We start from the raw sequence: 17959 nt of genomic DNA, 5'->3' as shown, positions 1-17959 counted from the left end.
ACGTTATCAAACGGTAAATTGTTTTTATCAGATAAAAAACAGATATTTGTAATCTGAATTTATTATTATTCACCTGAGATATTAAATATCATGAAATCAAACTTATTGATCGGGCTTGGATTGGGCACTCTGTTTATCCCTAACCTATTGAAAGCCCAACAGGGGCAGCCTACTCCACAAATGCCGAATGTCATCTTTATCTATGCCGACGACCTCGGTTACGGCGACCTGGAATGTTACGGAGCAACCCGCGTGCAAACACCTAACGTAAACAAACTGGCAAACAGCGGTATCCGTTTCACGAATGCACACGCAACAGCTGCAACCAGTACCCCTTCCCGTTATTCCCTGCTTACCGGAGAATATGCATGGCGCAGGCCGGGAACAGACATCGCAGCCGGTAATGCCGGAATGATTATCCGTCCGGAACGTTATACCATTGCAGATATGTTCAAAAATGCAGGCTATACAACGGCAGCATTAGGCAAATGGCATCTGGGATTGGGAGACAAGACAGCCCAACAGGACTGGAATGCCCCGCTACCCGCCGCTTTAGGAGATTTGGGATTCGACTATTCTTATATTATGGCTGCTACAGCCGATCGCGTTCCCTGTGTCTTTATAGAAAACGGTAAAGTGGCCAATTACGACCCTTCCGCACCGATCGAAGTAAGCTACGAGAAACCTTTCGAAGGCGAACCGTTGGGAAAAGATCATCCGGAACTTCTATATAACCTGAAACACAGCCACGGTCACGATATGGCTATCGTGAACGGCATCGGACGTATCGGCTATATGAAAGGTGGCGGCAAAGCATTGTGGAAAGATGAGAATCTGGCAGACTCTATCACGACACATGCCCTCGATTTCATCAAAGCAAACAAGGACAAACCATTCTTTATGTATTTCGCCACAAACGACGTACATGTACCCCGTTTCCCACACGACCGCTTCAGAGGTAAAAACGCAATGGGGTTGAGAGGCGATGCCATCGTACAATTCGACTGGAGTGTCGGACAGATTCTGGATGAACTGGACAGACTGGGATTGAGAGAGAACACATTGATCATCCTTTCCAGCGACAACGGTCCGGTTGTGGATGATGGTTATGCAGACCAGGCAGAAGAATTGCTGGGCGATCACAAACCGGGTGGTCCGCTACGTGGAGGCAAATACAGTGCATTCGAAGCCGGAACCCGCATTCCTGCCATTATCAGTTGGCCGAAAGAAATAAAAAAAGGTAAAGTATCAGACGCCTTAATGTCGCAGGTCGACTGGTTTGCATCACTGGCTGCATTGACTGGTTCGGTTCTTCCCAAGGGAGCCGCTCCCGATAGTTACAATTATCTGGGAACTTTACTGGGCACAGACAATACCGAGCGTCCCTGGGTGATCGAACAAGCATCCGATCATACATTGTCAGTACGTACAAAAGACTGGAAATATATCGAAACCAGCGACGGACCGAACATGGTACCCTGGGGACCGAAAATCGAGACCGGTTATTCCAAGACTCCTCAGCTATATGATATGACAAAAGTAGGAGAACAGGAAAACCTGGCATTAAAATATCCGGAAACTGTCTATCAATTACAATCTATACTGAAAGGCGTACGACAGAATACTGTTAAGCCACAATAAACTAAAACAAAGTATTTCTATTATAACTCAATGGCCTGGAGCAAAAGTTCCAGGCCATTTTTATGTTTTTACCTTTTTTTATCAGCGAATAGACATTATCTTTGCAAACTATTGGGCAGAAAATAAAAGGATAATGCTGGGACTTATTAGTAAAGGAATTGTGATAGGCATACTCGTATCGGCTCCGATGGGACCGATAGGTATGTTGTGTATACAAAGAACATTGAACAAAGGACGCTGGCACGGACTGGTAACCGGTCTGGGAGCAGCTTTATCGGATGTCATATATGCAGCTCTCACCTGCCTGGGAATGGGGGTTGTCGTCAATTTCGTGGAAGCCAACCAGGCCCCTCTCCAATTAATGGGAAGTATTGTCTTAGGTCTTTTCGGTTACTATATATACCAATCCAATCCTGTAAAAAACTTAAAAAAGCAACGTGAAAAAAAGTTATCGTTCACACAGGATTTTATTACAGCTTTTCTTCTTACCTTTAGCAACGTTTTGATCGTGCTTCTGTATATAGGTCTATTTGCACGCTTTGGATTTGTGTTGCCGGATCATTCCGTCTGGATGTTGTTAGGAGGGATCGCATGTATTGGTTTAGGTGCCGTTCTATGGTGGTTCGGTATCACATATATAGTTGCTAAATTAAAAAAGTGGTTTAATGTACGAGGAATATGGTTGTTAAATCGGATTGTAGGTACAGTCATTATTATTTTGGCTATTGTAGGAGTATTGTCAGTTCTCCTCACCTCATATTTCCATTTGCCGTTACTCCAAATCTATAATTAACATGAAGAAGCTTAAAGTACCGTATTTAGTAACCTTGGATGTATTGGATTTATCATCCGCAGGATATTTGCTGGAAAGCAAAGCGCACAGAGAGTATATCGACGTAATCAATTGGGAGGAATACCCTTACAAACCGATCGTAGCCTTTGATATTGCACGATCAGACATCAATTTATACATTCGTTATTTTGTGAAAGGCAATTCATTAAAAGCACTTCATAATGTAGATGGCTCTCCTGTTTACACCGATAGTTGTGTGGAGTTTTTTATGAAGACGGTAGAAGATCACAACTACATGAATTTTGAATTCAACTGTATCGGAACCTGTGATGCAGCCCGTCGGCAATCACGTGAGATCAAACGATCGCTGACCTCCGACGAATATGCTTCTATCCGCAGGTATTCATCACTGGAAAATAAACCATTCACGGAAAAGTTGGGAGTACACTCCTGGGAGTTGGTTGTAGCCATCCCTTTTCAGTTAATGGGCCTCGATCCGGAAAATCTTCCGGAAAAGATACTCGGCAATTTCTACAAATGTGCTGATGATACAGAGTTTCCCCATTTTGTAAGCTGGAATCCGATTGATGTTCCGACACCGGACTTCCATCGTCCCGAGTTCTTCGGGGAGATCTATTTATAAGACAAAGAAGGGTGAAGTTGGCAACTTCACCCTTTCTTTTACAAAGCTTCCGATTTATTTATTTTTGTCTTTCGAAAGTTTCAATTCTAAAACAAAGGCGATGATCAATCCAAGTCCGCCGAATAACAGGACGGAAGCCCCATATACAGCACTTTGCATTTCGTAATCATCATACGCATTTGTAGATAACGACAAGAAGAATCCAAACAATATACCCAAACCAATCCCCATCAGCAGACAACCCGTTTTCAATGAACTAAAAGAAAAATTAGTAGTCAAACGGGGTAAACCGATTTTAGCATCAAAAGCAGAAGGATCCAGCTTATCTCCGATCTTCTCAATAATAGCTAATCTCTCTTTTTTCCGTACAAACAACTCGAACAAGCCATAAATACCGGCACAAATTATTCCGATAATAAGCGGAACCATAATAAAATTCATCATAGCAGTAAATATTAAATGTTTTATTAATTCGTCTATTAGTTTGACGCAGCCTGGCTGAAAAGGTTACAGTTAGAGAAGATAAAATACATAAATGATTTATTTCGTGTTTTTATAGTTGTAAGTTGTAACCAAATTACCGAACTTGCGTCCATAAGGTAGGATGGAGTTGTATAGCGACGCATATTATATAGAAAGAGTAGCCGCCGGAGATACAGGTTGTTTTGCCTGCCTTCTGGATAGATACAGCCGTCCGGTTCATTCGTTAATCCTTAAAATGATACGTAATAAGGAAGATGCGGAAGAGCTGGCGCAGGATGTATTTATGAAAGTTTTTCGTAACTTGCCGTCGTTCAAAGCCGATTGCAGCTTCTCTACCTGGATTTATCGTATTGCCTACAACACGGCTATATCGGAACTACGTAAAAAGAAACAGGAATTCGTTGCTATCGAAGAATCACAGATCAGCAATGTATCGGAAGAAGAGGTAGGCGAGTTGTTAGGATGTACAACAGTGACAGAGCAACTCGATAAACTGGAGGCTGCCCTTACACTGCTTCCTCCGGATGAAAGAGCATTAATCCTGCTTTTTTATATGAAGGAAAAGACAGTGGACGAACTGACGGTTATTACCGGTCTCAGTACATCCAACATCAAAGTGAAACTACACCGCATACGGAAAAAGTTATTTGTATTAATCAAAGGAATGGAGGATAAATAAATATGGAGGATAATAAAAAGAGCGCGGATATACTGGAAAGTCTGTTCAGGCAAATGCCGGAAGAGGAATTGCCGGTATCCTTCCGACTGAACGTTATGCAGCAGATTACCCGTGAAACGGTCAGAATCAAAAAGCGCAACGAATGGTTGGGGCTGGCAGCAGTTATTGCAGCTTCGCTAGGGATACTGGGGATGGCTATCGCTTCCATTTTTTATTATATGGGACTTCCCGAAATAACATGGCCACAAATAACATGGCCAAAGATCGACTTCTCAGCCTTTAGTTTCTATTTCCATATCGGCATACTGACGCTGATACTCTTATTTCTCGATTATAAACTCAGGAAGGCATTTCATAAGGGTGAGTAAAAATAAACCGGGCACCTTGTGTGTAGCTCGAATCAACACGGATTGATCCGCCCAAAGCCTCTGCTATAATCTGGCAAATCGATAATCCCAGGCCAGTTCCTTGTTTATACTCGTCAATTTTTTCAAACCGTTTAAATATTAGTTTCACCTTATCAGCAGGTATTCCACATCCGGTATCCGTGACGATCAGATCAACAACGTTCCTTTCCCGGTCAAAACGGAAAGAAAGATTTATTTTTCCCGTTTCCGTGAACTTGGCGGCATTGATCAACAGATTCACCAGTAATTGCTGCAAACGCAAAGGGTCAGTATTCAATTGTAAAGAAGTATCTTCAGGAGTAAAAGTCAAAGAGACACCCTCAGTTACCCGGTGACGGATGGTTTCAATCGAATTCCGGCAACAATCAACCAGATAGACAGGCGAAATGGAAAAACTCAGGTTCCCTGCTTCAATCTGTGAAAGGCATAAGACATCATTCACCAGATTCAACAACAGTTCGGTATTATTACTGATAATAGACGAATACTCTCCCCTTTCTTCCTCCGTGCAAGAGGAGTCGGATAACAGGCCGGCAAAACCGACGATCGCATTCAAGGGTGTCCGCACTTCGTGACTGATATTGGCTATGAAAGTTGTTTTAGCCAAACTCGCCTCTTCCGCTTTATCTTTTGCTATGCGCAGATTTTTCTCCGATTCGATCAAAGCATCTTTCTCTTTCTGCAACTCATTCTTCAGCCGGCGGGTACGGCGCAACGAAACATAAAGGATATATAATATCAGCAACAAAATAATGGAAACCGACATGGATATAACCAGCTGATGCTCTTTTATATTCACATTCATCCGGCTTATTTCCAACTCTTTCTCCTGCATTTCTTTATCATTCAGATCATACAGGGTACGAAGCTGATTGATCTGCCGGGTAAAAGCTTCATTATTGATCTTGGACGTTTCCGATATGACATCCTTATAAGCCTGAATAGCATTCAGTGAATCTCCTGCCTCCGATAAGATATCCGCTTTCAATTGCAAACAATCGGGTGTCTTCCAGTTTTCCAGCAGTTTGTCGATATATTTATGGGCTACTGTATAATTACCGATCTCTTTGTTATAACGGGCCTGTATATAAAGATATGCAAATACGGCAAAATCGTTGCCTATTGTCTCTTTTCCGACATACGAAGCAGCGCAATCAAGAGAATGCCGCGATTTTACAAGATCTTTCTTTTTCAGGTAAAGTTCCGCATAAAAGGAATGCATGATCCAACGATAACGATCTACCGGGTAAATAGCACCTGTCTCCCTGTTCACCTTTTCCTGTCTGTCCAACAATTCCCTGTATTGGGACAGTAATATTTCCGCACTATCCAGTTTATTGATACGCAGGAGCGATTCCAACTGGTAAGAGACCAGGCGAATACTGAATGTCAGCTTCTCTCCGATCTCCTCCTGTTTATCAAGTGCCGCCTGAAAAACGGCAACGGCATCACTGTCACGCCGTATAGCTTGGTAAATATGCCCCAGATTCTCACTACAACGAATCTGCCCGTAGACATGATTCTTGCCACAGGCCTGATTATAAAGGCGAATGGCTTCATTCATCGCCAGTTCATAGTTCTCCATCCATAAATGATCCAGACAGACATAACTGTAAGCATCGAACAAACCATCAGGAAGTTCTTGCCGGCTCTTTCCTATCGAATCGATATATTTAGCCCAATAAACTACGCTATCCGACTGGTTGGCATCATAATAGTAACGCGATAGATTGGCAGCTGCAGCATATACGGTCTGCACAGAATCAACCCGGTTTCCAATATCCAATAGCCGATGCAGAAAAACAACTTCTTCCGGTTCTTGCCGGTACAAGTGGGCTAATTCTTTTAATGTTTTAATAGTGACATCCGGTGCCGGTTCTGAAGACAGGACTGTTTTCAGGCTATCCAGACGGGTAGTACGGTTTACTGCTGTAGACTTCATACATATAAATATACAAAGTATACAAAAAACACAGAAAAGACTCTGTTTTAGTTCGAGGCGAAAACGACCTTTATACATAATCTGGTGTAATAAGCCGCAAAGATAATGGATTTTACCGAAATCGATTAATAATCAATACATTCTATTCAATAAAAAACAAAAAACGACCTGAAGGACAGATACGCGAAGCTGTATTGCCCCGACAAAAGAAAACAAGAGGTATAGAAACGTATTTTCCAGAGCAAAACTATTGTCTATCAGAAAAAAAGAGTTACCTTTGCCCCGATTTTTGAGAGATGACAACATAATGTCTAACTTACTAATTAAAACAAACTTAAGTATTAACAATTAGAGAATGGAAAATTTAAAGAACATTCAGCCGGTTGACGATTTCAACTGGGACGCCTATGAAATGGGCGAATCTTACGGTGACGTAAGCAAGGACGACCTTGTAAAAACGTATGACGAAACCCTGAACACTGTAAAGGATAAGGAAGTCGTTATGGGAACCGTTACTGCAATGAACAAACGTGAAGTTGTAGTTAACATCGGTTTCAAATCAGACGGTGTTGTATCAATGGCGGAATTCCGTTACAATCCGGATCTGAAAATTGGTGACGAAGTAGAAGTATACATCGAAAACCAGGAAGACAAAAAAGGACAGTTGATCCTTTCTCACAAGAAAGCTCGCGCTACACGCTCTTGGGATCGTGTTAACGAAGCTCTTGAAAAAGACGAAATTATCAAAGGTTACATCAAATGTCGTACTAAGGGCGGTATGATCGTTGACGTATTCGGTATCGAAGCATTCTTACCGGGTTCTCAGATCGACGTTAAACCTATCCGCGACTATGACGTATTCGTAGGTAAGACAATGGAATTCAAGATCGTGAAGATCAACCAGGAATTCAAAAACGTTGTTGTATCTCACAAAGCTCTTATCGAAGCAGAGCTTGAAGCACAGAAGAAAGACATTATCTCCAGACTGGAAAAAGGACAGGTTCTGGAAGGAACTGTTAAAAACATCACTTCTTACGGTGTATTCATCGACCTGGGTGGCGTAGACGGTTTGATCCACATCACAGACCTTTCTTGGGGCCGTGTTTCTCATCCGGAAGAAATCGTTCAGCTTGATCAGAAGATCAATGTTGTTATCCTTGACTTCGATGATGAAAAGAAACGTATCGCTCTTGGCTTGAAACAATTGACTCCGCATCCTTGGGATGCTTTGGATACTAACCTGAAAGTTGGTGACAAAGTAAAAGGTAAAGTGGTTGTTATGGCTGACTACGGTGCATTCATCGAAATCGCTCCGGGCGTAGAAGGTTTGATCCACGTATCAGAAATGAGCTGGACTCAGCACCTGCGTTCTGCTCAGGACTTCATGAAGGTTGGTGACGAAATCGAAGCAGTTATCCTGACTTTGGATCGTGACGAACGTAAGATGTCTCTGGGTATCAAACAGCTGAAAGCTGACCCATGGGAAGATATCGAATCTCGCTTCCCGGTTGGTTCACGCCACACTGCTAAAGTACGCAACTTCACTAACTTCGGTGTATTTGTAGAAATCGAAGAAGGCGTAGACGGACTGATCCACATCTCTGACCTTTCTTGGACTAAGAAGATCAAACACCCGAGCGAATTCACTCAGATCGGTGCAGAAATCGAAGTTCAGGTTCTGGAAATCGACAAGGAAAACCGTCGTTTGAGCTTAGGTCACAAACAACTGGAAGAAAATCCTTGGGATGTATTTGAAACTATCTTTACAGTAGGTTCAATCCACGAAGGAACAATCATCGAAGTACTGGATAAGGGCGCTGTAGTTTCTCTGCCTTACGGTGTAGAAGGTTTCGCAACTCCGAAACACCTGGTAAAAGAAGACGGCTCTCAGGCTGTTGTTGACGAAAAACTGCAGTTCAAGGTAATCGAATTCAACAAAGAAGCAAAACGTATCATCCTTTCTCATAGCCGCATCTTCGAAGATGAACAGAAGGGCGCTAAGAAAGACGCACCTGCAGGCGACAAAAAACCGGCAGCTAAACGTAACAAGAAAGAAGATGAAGGTTCAGCAATGGTAACCGGTCCGGTTGAAAAAACCACACTGGGTGACATTGAAGAACTGGCTGCTTTGAAAGAAAAACTTTCTGGTAAATAATCAGTTTCACTGGCATATAATTATAAGAGGAGCCACTTGTTGAAGTGGCTCCTTTTTTTACATTCATACCCTATCCGTCCCACTTCTCAGGACAATCTTCTACAATTGTTGATATTCATAAATATTTAAGCCTTATTGTTTGCGTATCTTAAATTAAATGCTGAAATTTGTTGATGTTACTCCAATATTAAGATCATGGACGAAAATATATCAAACAAAAGCATAACGATTCTCATCGCAGAAGATGAAGAAAGTAATTTCTTATTACTGAAAACAATCCTGAAAAGGCATTGTAATATTTTGCATGCTAAAACTGGAAAAGAGTTGTTGAATATCTATAAGGAACAACATGCCGACCTGATACTTATGGATATTAAGATGCCCGAAATGAATGGCATAGACGCCCTGAAAGAAATCCGTAAATTCGATACGGAAATCCCGGTTATCATGCAATCGGCTTATGCCTTTGAAAACGATATGGAGTCGGCACGTCAGGCCGGAAGCAACGGATTCATAACGAAACCGATCAACATCAAAGAGTTAAAAGCGACTTTGTCTAGCTTTCTGCCCACTTTGACTTGGTAAGATTAAAGAGAAAATAAAAAAGGAGATGCTTTCTACAAGTATCTCCTTTCTATTTTTGTATTGCAGCCTTAGTTATTCATTGGCAGCTTCGGCTTTCGCACATTCTGCTGCCTGTTCTTTAGCACCATAATAAGCACAATCTTCCTGAATACCTAAAAGCAGATTCACTTCATGCCTCTTTTCCAGATCAGTAAAATAAACTTCTACTACTTTATAAATATCAAAACCTCCTGTCGAACCTGCGGCAAGATTTAATGACTCTACCATTTTTTTAGCTGCATTGTGAATTTCAGCTTTTTCAATGAGATGTAACTCATTACTGTGAATTAATTGATTCTTTCCCATGATGTTTGACTTTAAAGTTATACTTGCTTTTTATTAATAACCACTAAGCAGACAAGTTTGTTATGCTTGCTGATTCTTTACAGCTTTAAATATACAAACATCTTCTTATTTTTCCACCATTTGATGCCTTTAATTTCAAACTTTCATCAAAATCTTTCCATTAGACAAACTTCTTCTGTCTTTTTACACTTCAAATAAGGTGTCGGTTTTTGTTCCCACAATACGCAGAAGTAAAAAACCTCCCAGGCAAAAACAGATACTATACAAAACAAACCTAGAGAAGAAAATGGCAGCATTCAAAAGAGACAACAACATTTTTTAAAGAGCAGACAATGAACAAATACCCATAAAAGTTGGTTTATATGGTTCAATCGGGTACTGTCAATAACAAAAAATGCAAAGAGACGTACTATATTTCTTCATTGTCATACCATACTTCCACAGTCTGAATATCATTAAGAACGATATCTTAATTTTATACACAAATATAATTATAGGGTGATGTCTTTAAATGAAAACAGAATATACGTAGGAAATAATGACACCGTAAATTCCATAAATAACGATTTAATATTCTATGAGGATGTCAAAGAGATTCCTATAACCCCGTATCCTTCATACATAGAATTCGGGATGGTTATGATTTGTTCCGAAGGCAATGCCAGGATCAAAGTTCATACATATGAGCACTTGTTGGAGAAAAACGAACTGATAATACTTCTCCCTGGTCAACTTATCTCTTTATATGAAATAAGTAAAAACTTTACTATAAGTGCATTCTCCATTTCACGGTCGTTGTTCAATGATATATTAAGCGGAATCTGCAGGTTTTCTCCTCATTTCTTCTTTTATATGCGAAGTCATTTCCATTATAAATTGACAGATAACGAGTCGACAAATTTCGGCAATTATTATAACCTGATATGCAAAAAGGCCCGGTCACCGTCAAATTTATATCCGAGAGAAACTGCCATTCATATATTACGTATTCTCTATCTGGATCTTTATAACAGTTATAAGATAGACTCATTACCGTATATGCCAACAATGGATTCTCACAAAAAAGAATTAGCAGATAAATTCTTTTCCCTGATTATGACGCATTACAAAGAGAACAGGGAAGTCTCTTTCTATGCAGATAAGTTGTGCATTACTCCTAAGTATCTGACAACGATAATCAAAGCAGTGAGCGGTAAATCGGCCAAAGACTGGATATTGGAATATATCATTTTAGAGGTCAAGGCCTTACTGAGAGATTCTTCATTAAATATACAGGAGATCGTATTAAGAACAAATTTCGCCAATCAATCTTCTTTGGGAAGATTTTTCCGGAAACATACAGGTATGTCTCCTTTAGAATACAGGAAAAGCAAATTAGAAAAGAACTTATAAACAAATTTCTAACTAAATAAAAAAAGCGATGAACAAAAGTCAACTTATTAATGAATTAACAGAGAGAACAGAGATTAGCAAGAAAGACATTACGACGATACTTGATGCTTTTACAGATATGGTCGTAGAGCAGACTAAAGCTGGTGAGCGCTTATTCATTCCGGGCTTTGGATCATTTAAACCTCGTTTACAATCAAGCCGTCCGGCACGAAACCCTAGAAACGGCGATGTCATTCAGCTTACACCGCGTACCATCGTCCATTTCAAATGCGCTTCACAGTTAATCGAACGGATGAACAGAACTGAATAAGGCACAAAAAAAGGATTAAGTTTTTCAACTTAATCCCTTTTTTACTCAGCTGTGTCGGGATGACAGGATTTGAACCTGCGACCACACGCCCCCCAGACGCGTACTCTACCGGGCTGAGCTACATCCCGTTTTTATTTACGGCTGCAAAGGTAAGATTTTTCCTTTACACACCAAAACTTTCGCGGTAAAAATCTAACGACTCCAATATTTTTTCTTTTGTCACCTGCTGATTTATCTGAACTTCACCTATTTTAGAGAGCAAAGTAAAGTTTATTATACCACCCTCATTCTTCTTATCATGCGTCATCAGTTCATATAATGTTTCATAATCCTTACAATCAAAGATGAAAGGAGGATAATATTCTTTGATATACTGAATGACCTGGCTCAGGTTGGCAGACGGAAAACCGCAAAGTTTATGAGAAAGATATAACTCGCTCACGATACCGGCAGCCACCGCATGACCATGCAGCAAAGGACGATTCTTCTTAAATGACAGGCTTTCATAAGCATGCCCGATCGTATGTCCGAAGTTCAATGCCTTACGGATACCATGCTCTTTCGGATCTTCCGCCACAATACGTTCTTTTACAGCGACTGATTGAGCCACCATCTTATTCAGAAAAGCATAATCCATCTTCTGGTCGAGATCAAACAACATCACCGTTGCATAGGTATCCATCGAACTGATCAGTGCATGTTTAATCATCTCCGCATAACCGGACAAGAGGTTGTCACGATCCAGCGTACGCAGGAATTCACAGTCGATAAACACACATTCAGGAGGATAGAAAGAACCGATCTCATTCTTCAGTCCATTGAAGTTGATACCCGTTTTTCCGCCTACGGCAGCATCCACGGATGCCATGAGTGTCGTAGGGATATTGACCGTTTTCAATCCCCGTTTAAAAGTTGCACCTGCGAAACCACCCATATCGGTAATCATCCCCCCCCCCAGGTTCACCAACAGTGAATTGCGGGAAGCCCCTTCGTTGGATAAACGCATCCAGATATTCGATAAAGCATCCAAACCCTTATGCGTATCACCGGCATCTACAGTAATAACCGGAGCATCCTTGAGGGCTGGAACATCCTGAACTAACGGGTAGCACTTTTCCTGTGTATTCGTATCTGTGAGAACAAACAATTTATCGTAATTCAATGAAGTAAGGAATTCCTGCAAATCTGCTTTCAGATCCTTACTAATCACTACTTTTTGATCAGCCATATTTTTATCTTTTTGCTTCTTGGTTACAAAGGTATTATTTGTAATCCGATTATCAAAGAGGAAGGTTCGTAATAACTACATTATCTTAATTCCCGGTCAAGATCAGTAATAGCGGAAGATAATCTTTTAATTCAACACGAAGACTTTTAAGGGCTTGCTGGATGCGGTAATCGACCGTTTTGGCAGACATGTTTAATTCTGCCGCTATTTCATTATAGGTCTTGCCGTCAATCCGGTTCAACACAAAAGCTTCCCGGTATGTTTGCGGGAGCTTTTCCAACGCCTCTTCAATTTTCCGGCTCAATTCTTCCACCACATAAAAATCAGGATCTTCAAACTGTAACTGCCATTTGCTGGCAATGAGTGAATGCACCTGTTCATGCAAACGAAACTTATCAATATGATTGTAACATTTATTCCGTACAGCGCGGAAAAGATAACCATTCAAAGAAGATTCAACCACGATGTCCTTTCTACGCTCCCATATCCCAACCATCATATCCTGTATAATTTCTTCCGCATCATTAACCCCGACAAACTGTGTTGCATAAGCACACAAAACAGGATAATACCTTAGAAAAAAAGTATTAAAGGCTTTCTTATCTCCCAGTTGAAGAGATTCAAACAGTCTTTCATCTTTTGTAGTATGATTCATTTATCTTTATCATAATCCGGTTATAACAGGTAGGCACTTTGCATCTGTAAAACAAAATTAAAAAAAAAGAACCAATCTACCAATTTTGTTTAGGAACTTTCATTCCTGAACTGTCATATTAGAAAGAACACAAAAATGAAGCAGGAAAAAGAGATAAATGAACTGGATTTGTTTCGATATATGAACAGTGAATTAACCGGTCAGAAACAGATCGAAGTTGAAGAGTGGATCGAAGCCTCGGAAGAGAACCGAAAGGTTGCAGAGGATTATTATGAACTCTTATTAGCTACTACATCTTTGCAGTTTGTGAAACGTTCCGCTCCACTGAAAGCACTGGAAAAGGTCAATAAACGGATAAAAGAAAAACAATTCCGGAAATTGTATCTCTTTGTTCAAAGGGCTGCCGTAATCTTACTGTTGCCTTTGCTCGGTTTATCCGGTTTTCTGCTGTTACAACCCAGGGAGGAAGTTCCTGTTTTTTACCTGGAAACCCGTATGACGCCAGGAATGATCGGTTCGACCATATTGCCCGACGGCACAAAAGTATGGCTTAACTCCTCTTCTTATCTTAAATACCCAAACACATTTTCCGGTAATACCCGTGAAGTAACGCTCGACGGTGAAGCCTATTTCGAAGTAATAGGCAACGCCAAAAAGCCTTTTATCGTCCACTCGGGAAATTCTTCTGTTAATGTATTAGGCACCAAATTCAATATGGATGCATACGATAGCAACGGTTTCATAGCAACAACACTTATCGAAGGTTCCGTTGAGTTTAGTTATAAAACCGAAAACGATATATCCCATACTATAAAAATAGAACCTAACGAGCAGGTTCACTACAATAAGAAAACCATGCAGCCCGAAGTCCGCGAAGCATATGTACCCAAAGATATTGCCTGGAAGAATGGTCAGATTATTTTAAAAGAGACTACCCTCTCCGAGATCTTATGGATACTGAGCAAACGGTTTAACGTAGAGTTCATAATAAAAAATCCCGCTTTTTATAAATATTCTTTCACCGGTGTTTTCACCAATCAGCAGATCGAACGTGTGTTGGAGCATTTCAAACGATCATCCGGTATACGTTATAAAATGGATTACCAACTCGATCAAGATGGAGAAATCATCAAAAGCCGGGTAGAACTATATTAATAATGTCTAACCCTAAAATCCAAATGCTATCATGAGAATAAGAGATCCTTAAAACAAAAAACACACGAATAAATACGCCAATATTTATCCGTGTGGAAAAAAACGACCGCTTGTTGACACCAAGCCATCAATTATTGTTTACCTTTAAAACACTATAAATCTATGCGAAAAAGAAGTAATATCCAAACGAAAATACTTTTACGTATGAAAATAACTGCATTATTGCTAATCGCCACACTCACAGTAGTTAACGCGGCAAATACGTATAGCCAGACAATAACATTGTCTGTTGAAGCAAAAAATCAAAGCATTCAGACGGTTTTGGAACAGATTGAATCCCAGTCGGATTTCAATTTCTTCTACAATACAAAGCAAGTGAATACGAATAAGCTGGTATCTATCCGTGCCAATCAAAAAAACGTATTCGAAGTATTGGAGGATTTATTCAGGAATACGGATATAAAATATGAAGTACTGGATAAGAATATTATCCTGACTCTAAAAAAAGAAACTGCATCCGACGCAGCTCCGGCCATCAATCAGGAGGGAAAAAACGTCAACGGTGTGGTCGTAGACCAGAACGGCGAACCGGTTATCGGTGCTAATGTAATGGTGAAAGGTACAACAACGGGGTCTATCACAAGCGTAAACGGCGACTTCGTTATCAGCAATGTACCTCAATCCGCTACCCTGGTTATCTCTTATATCGGTTATATAACAAAAGAAGTACCAGTCGGACAGCAGCAGTCTCTGAGGATCGTCCTGGCAGAAGACCTGCAGACATTGGACGAAGTAATCGTTGTCGGTTACGGTACGATGAAAAAAAGCGATATCACGGGGGCTATCTCGTCCGTGAGCGAAGAGAAAATCGCTCGTCAAGCTGTGGCCAATGTTTCTAGTGCATTGCAAGGCTTGGCTACCGGTGTATCCGTTACTTCCAGTTCCGGATCTCCGGGTTCTGCCGCCACGATCCGTATCAGAGGTGTGGGTACGGTAAACGATGCGGAACCATTGTTCGTCGTGGATGGGATGCCCGTGACAGATATAAACTACCTGAACACGTCAGATATACAGTCTATGGAAGTGCTTAAAGATGCTTCCGCTTCCGCTATTTACGGTTCCCGTGGCGCGAACGGCGTAATCCTTATCACTACGAAAAAAGGAGCCGTAGGAAAAACCACCGTCACATTCGACGCATATTGGTCAATGAACAAGATATTGAATAACATCGATTTGATGTCAGGTCCGGAATGGTACGACTATCAGGAGCAGTTGAACGGCGTAAGGAGCGTTCCCATCGACTTAAGCCTTGTCGATCGTAACGTTTCCACCAACTGGATGGACGAGATCACGCATACAGCCTTTATGCATAACTATAGTGTCGGCATAAGCGGTGGTAAAGAGAACGACTATAAATTTAATCTGGGCTTGAATTATATCAATCAGGATGGTACGATCAAGAAATCCAACTATGAACGGTTCAGTGTCCGTCAAAGTACGGAAAAAACGGTGATCAAAGATCATTTGGTAGTGGGTACCAACGCATCGATCGCAAGATCTACCGACGCGAGTATTAACGAGCGCAACAGTAGCGATGTGTACGACGCCGATTATGGTGTCGTAAGTAACGCACTCCGCCTGGCCCCGGTAACTCCTGCCAAAAACGCGGACGGTTCGTACGGTTACTCTCCTTATATCGACTACTATAACCCGTTGGCGAGCATCATGTATCGGGACAATAAACGAGAGAGACTTGCTTTCATCGGCAATATGTATGGTGAATGGCAGATTATAAAAGGATTGAAGTTCAAGAGTAGCTTCGGAGCGGAAATCAGAAGAGTCGACAATAAAACTTTCTCGCCGGTCTATGAGGTATCTTCAAGCCAGAAAAACTTAGAAAGCAGTTTATCGAAGTCGCAGACCAAAGGATACTACTATACGTTCGAGAATACCCTTTCGTATGATAAGACATTTGCCAAGAAACACTCCATATCCGCTATCGTGGGTTATACCAACGAATGGGGTAAGCGGGAAAGCTTGGGCGTAAATGCGAGAGATCTTATCGGTGAGTCGGACAACCTGCACTATGTAGACGCTACGCTGGATAAGAACAAGACCACAGCAAGCAATAGCGCTACGGAATACGGCTTGAAGTCTTATCTGGGCCGCGTACACTACGATTACGACAACAAATACCTTGTCACAGCCACTTTCCGTCGAGACGGCTCCTCTAAATTCTCTTCCAAGAACCGCTGGGGTAACTTCCCCTCATTCGCTTTGGGTTGGAGAATGGATAATGAAAAGTTCTTCCAGAGTCTGAACGCAGATTGGGTTTCTTCCTTGAAACTTCGTGCGGGCTGGGGACAGATCGGAAACCAGAATATCACCGATTATGTGGATCGCAGTTTACTTTCATTGAACACGTCATACGGCGCTTTATTCGGAGCGAGGGAGAATGAGACCTTGTATCAGGGTATTGCCGTAGCAAGATTGGGTAATTCGGATATTAAATGGGAAACCACAGAATCCCTTAACATCGGTCTTGACGCAAGCTTCTTTAACAGCCGGATGATTTTCAGCTTCGAGTATTATTACAAGACAACGAAGGATATGTTGCTCGCGGCCCCTATGCCTATCTATATGGGATATGCAAATAATACCTACACCAATATCGGTGAGGCAAACAACCGCGGTATCGAGTTGAATCTCGAATGGAGAGACAAGACCGAAAGCGGCTTCGAATACAACGTGGGAGTGAATATGTCGACCATCCGTAACCGAATGACGAAATTGAACGGCGGTACGCCTATTTCCGACGGACCATTCCGAAACGGCACCATGTACCTCACCTACACGAATGAAGGTATGCCTATCGGCGCATTCTGGGGCTATAAGACAAATGGGCTTATCCAAACACAGGAGCAGCTGGATGCCGTTAAGCGGGCGGATTTCCAGCCTAATGCCGAATTAGGTGATGTATTGTTTGTAGACACGAACGGCGACGGCAAGTTAGACTCGAGTGACAGATGCATGATCGGTAATCCTATTCCGGATATCATATACGGTATCAATGTGGGTATGGCGTGGAAAGGCTTCGACCTCAATTTGCAGTTTGGCGGAACGATCGGTAATGAGATATTTAACGCGATGCGTTATTACACCTACTTCCCGAACGATATAACAAACAAGGATAGAGCGTTAATGAATTATTGGACGCCTACCAATACAAATACGAATATCCCTCGCCTGACGTCTACAGACTCAAACGATAACGACCGTTTCTCAGACATGTACGTGGAAAACAGCACTTATTTCCGATTGAGAAACGCCCAGCTGGGTTATACCCTACCCGCTTCTCTCACGCAGAAGATAAAACTACAAAAGGTACGTTTTTATGTAAGCGGTCAGAACCTGTTTACAATATCCGGTTACTCAGGTATGGATCCGGAAGTGGGTCAATCCAGTTCTTTATCCAGAGGCATAGATTACGGTATCTATCCTCAGAACCGTTCATTCACCGGAGGTCTTAATGTTACATTCTAAATT

16 protein-coding genes and 1 tRNA gene are annotated in these 17959 nt (G+C 41.5%); 11 read left to right on the top strand and 6 right to left on the bottom strand.

Annotated elements, in window-relative coordinates:
- Positions 1–90 precede the first annotated feature (90 nt).
- The 3 genes from M1P97_RS14450 (at position 91) to M1P97_RS14440 (ending at position 3077) form a co-directional block, all read left to right on the top strand.
- Positions 91–1641 (top strand): sulfatase family protein, encoded by a 1551-nt coding sequence (locus M1P97_RS14450; RefSeq protein ID WP_249389451.1) that lies wholly within the window; start codon positions 91–93, stop codon positions 1639–1641.
- Between the two features lie 133 nt (positions 1642–1774).
- The gene (locus tag M1P97_RS14445) at positions 1775–2434 is read left to right on the top strand and encodes a LysE family translocator (protein ID WP_195372466.1); all 660 of its coding nucleotides are present in this window, start codon (positions 1775–1777) and stop codon (positions 2432–2434) included.
- 1 nt (position 2435) lies between these two features.
- Complete coding sequence (locus M1P97_RS14440) at positions 2436–3077, top strand: carbohydrate-binding family 9-like protein (protein WP_195372465.1); 642 nt, start codon at positions 2436–2438, stop codon at positions 3075–3077.
- A gap of 54 nt (positions 3078–3131) precedes the next feature.
- Here M1P97_RS14440 and M1P97_RS14435 read toward each other — a convergent pair whose 3' ends face one another.
- On the bottom strand, positions 3132–3521 hold the full coding sequence (locus tag M1P97_RS14435; RefSeq protein WP_195372464.1) for a DUF6249 domain-containing protein: 390 nt from the start codon (positions 3519–3521) through the stop codon (positions 3132–3134).
- A gap of 160 nt (positions 3522–3681) precedes the next feature.
- Between M1P97_RS14435 and M1P97_RS14430 the strand changes: the two genes are divergently transcribed.
- Together M1P97_RS14430 and M1P97_RS14425 are read left to right on the top strand one after the other, a co-directional pair.
- On the top strand, positions 3682–4239 hold the full coding sequence (locus M1P97_RS14430) for an RNA polymerase sigma factor (protein ID WP_195372463.1): 558 nt from the start codon (positions 3682–3684) through the stop codon (positions 4237–4239).
- A gap of 2 nt (positions 4240–4241) precedes the next feature.
- The gene (locus M1P97_RS14425; RefSeq protein ID WP_249389450.1) at positions 4242–4607 is read left to right on the top strand and encodes a hypothetical protein; all 366 of its coding nucleotides are present in this window, start codon (positions 4242–4244) and stop codon (positions 4605–4607) included.
- Here the strand turns inward: M1P97_RS14425 and M1P97_RS14420 are convergent.
- The gene (locus tag M1P97_RS14420; protein ID WP_249389449.1) at positions 4579–6588 is read right to left on the bottom strand and encodes a tetratricopeptide repeat-containing sensor histidine kinase; all 2010 of its coding nucleotides are present in this window, start codon (positions 6586–6588) and stop codon (positions 4579–4581) included. The two genes, M1P97_RS14425 and M1P97_RS14420, sit on opposite strands and share 29 nt — an antisense overlap.
- Positions 6589–6943: 355 nt before the next feature.
- On the opposite strand from M1P97_RS14420, the gene rpsA reads away from it, so the two are divergent.
- Positions 6944–8743, top strand: a complete 1800-nt coding sequence (gene rpsA, locus M1P97_RS14415) for a 30S ribosomal protein S1 (RefSeq protein WP_075559015.1) — start codon at positions 6944–6946, stop codon at positions 8741–8743.
- Positions 8744–8938: 195 nt separating this feature from the next.
- Positions 8939–9328, top strand: coding sequence for a response regulator (locus M1P97_RS14410; RefSeq protein WP_195372460.1), 390 nt, complete (start codon positions 8939–8941; stop codon positions 9326–9328).
- Between the two features lie 72 nt (positions 9329–9400).
- Here M1P97_RS14410 and M1P97_RS14405 read toward each other — a convergent pair whose 3' ends face one another.
- Positions 9401–9673, bottom strand: a complete 273-nt coding sequence (locus M1P97_RS14405) for a hypothetical protein (RefSeq protein WP_195372459.1) — start codon at positions 9671–9673, stop codon at positions 9401–9403.
- Positions 9674–10174: 501 nt separating this feature from the next.
- Between M1P97_RS14405 and M1P97_RS26385 the strand changes: the two genes are divergently transcribed.
- Entirely contained in the window at positions 10175–11065 is an 891-nt protein-coding gene (locus tag M1P97_RS26385; RefSeq protein ID WP_195372458.1) for a helix-turn-helix domain-containing protein, read from the top strand.
- Between the two features lie 28 nt (positions 11066–11093).
- Positions 11094–11375, top strand: coding sequence for an HU family DNA-binding protein (locus tag M1P97_RS14395; RefSeq protein ID WP_195372457.1), 282 nt, complete (start codon positions 11094–11096; stop codon positions 11373–11375).
- A 54-nt stretch (positions 11376–11429) separates the two neighbouring features.
- Here the strand turns inward: M1P97_RS14395 and M1P97_RS14390 are convergent.
- The 3 genes from M1P97_RS14390 to M1P97_RS14380 form a co-directional block, all read right to left on the bottom strand.
- Positions 11430–11503, bottom strand: a tRNA-Pro gene (locus M1P97_RS14390).
- A 35-nt stretch (positions 11504–11538) separates the two neighbouring features.
- A complete protein-coding gene (gene aroB, locus M1P97_RS14385) occupies positions 11539–12603 on the bottom strand; it encodes a 3-dehydroquinate synthase (RefSeq protein ID WP_249389448.1) in 1065 nt (354 codons plus the stop codon).
- A gap of 85 nt (positions 12604–12688) precedes the next feature.
- Entirely contained in the window at positions 12689–13258 is a 570-nt protein-coding gene (locus M1P97_RS14380) for an RNA polymerase sigma-70 factor (RefSeq protein ID WP_249389447.1), read from the bottom strand.
- 135 nt (positions 13259–13393) lie between these two features.
- Between M1P97_RS14380 and M1P97_RS14375 the strand changes: the two genes are divergently transcribed.
- Both M1P97_RS14375 and M1P97_RS14370 read left to right on the top strand, forming a co-directional pair.
- Positions 13394–14413 carry a FecR family protein gene (locus tag M1P97_RS14375; protein ID WP_249389446.1) on the top strand — a complete coding sequence of 340 codons (1020 nt, stop codon included), beginning with the start codon at positions 13394–13396 and terminating at the stop codon, positions 14411–14413.
- Positions 14414–14617: 204 nt separating this feature from the next.
- A complete protein-coding gene (locus M1P97_RS14370; protein WP_249389445.1) occupies positions 14618–17956 on the top strand; it encodes a TonB-dependent receptor in 3339 nt (1112 codons plus the stop codon).
- Positions 17957–17959 lie beyond the last annotated feature (3 nt).

Source organism: Parabacteroides leei (assembly GCF_023369805.1).
Classification (GTDB): Bacteria; Bacteroidota; Bacteroidia; order Bacteroidales; family Tannerellaceae; genus Parabacteroides; species Parabacteroides leei.
The sequence above is the reverse complement of the archived record's forward strand: the minus strand, read 5'-3'. Positions and strand labels throughout refer to the sequence as shown.

Coding starts and splice junctions, on each gene's coding strand:
- M1P97_RS14450 (WP_249389451.1), top strand. CDS start 91: ATGAAATCAAACTTATTGATCGGGCTTGGATTGGGCACTCTGTTTATC.
- M1P97_RS14445 (WP_195372466.1), top strand. CDS start 1,775: ATGCTGGGACTTATTAGTAAAGGAATTGTGATAGGCATACTCGTATCG.
- M1P97_RS14440 (WP_195372465.1), top strand. CDS start 2,436: ATGAAGAAGCTTAAAGTACCGTATTTAGTAACCTTGGATGTATTGGAT.
- M1P97_RS14435 (WP_195372464.1), bottom strand. CDS start 3,521: ATGATGAATTTTATTATGGTTCCGCTTATTATCGGAATAATTTGTGCC.
- M1P97_RS14430 (WP_195372463.1), top strand. CDS start 3,682: ATGGAGTTGTATAGCGACGCATATTATATAGAAAGAGTAGCCGCCGGA.
- M1P97_RS14425 (WP_249389450.1), top strand. CDS start 4,242: ATGGAGGATAATAAAAAGAGCGCGGATATACTGGAAAGTCTGTTCAGG.
- M1P97_RS14420 (WP_249389449.1), bottom strand. CDS start 6,588: ATGAAGTCTACAGCAGTAAACCGTACTACCCGTCTGGATAGCCTGAAA.
- rpsA (WP_075559015.1), top strand. CDS start 6,944: ATGGAAAATTTAAAGAACATTCAGCCGGTTGACGATTTCAACTGGGAC.
- M1P97_RS14410 (WP_195372460.1), top strand. CDS start 8,939: ATGGACGAAAATATATCAAACAAAAGCATAACGATTCTCATCGCAGAA.
- M1P97_RS14405 (WP_195372459.1), bottom strand. CDS start 9,673: ATGGGAAAGAATCAATTAATTCACAGTAATGAGTTACATCTCATTGAA.
- M1P97_RS26385 (WP_195372458.1), top strand. CDS start 10,175: ATGTCTTTAAATGAAAACAGAATATACGTAGGAAATAATGACACCGTA.
- M1P97_RS14395 (WP_195372457.1), top strand. CDS start 11,094: ATGAACAAAAGTCAACTTATTAATGAATTAACAGAGAGAACAGAGATT.
- aroB (WP_249389448.1), bottom strand. CDS start 12,603: ATGGCTGATCAAAAAGTAGTGATTAGTAAGGATCTGAAAGCAGATTTG.
- M1P97_RS14380 (WP_249389447.1), bottom strand. CDS start 13,258: ATGAATCATACTACAAAAGATGAAAGACTGTTTGAATCTCTTCAACTG.
- M1P97_RS14375 (WP_249389446.1), top strand. CDS start 13,394: ATGAAGCAGGAAAAAGAGATAAATGAACTGGATTTGTTTCGATATATG.
- M1P97_RS14370 (WP_249389445.1), top strand. CDS start 14,618: ATGAAAATAACTGCATTATTGCTAATCGCCACACTCACAGTAGTTAAC.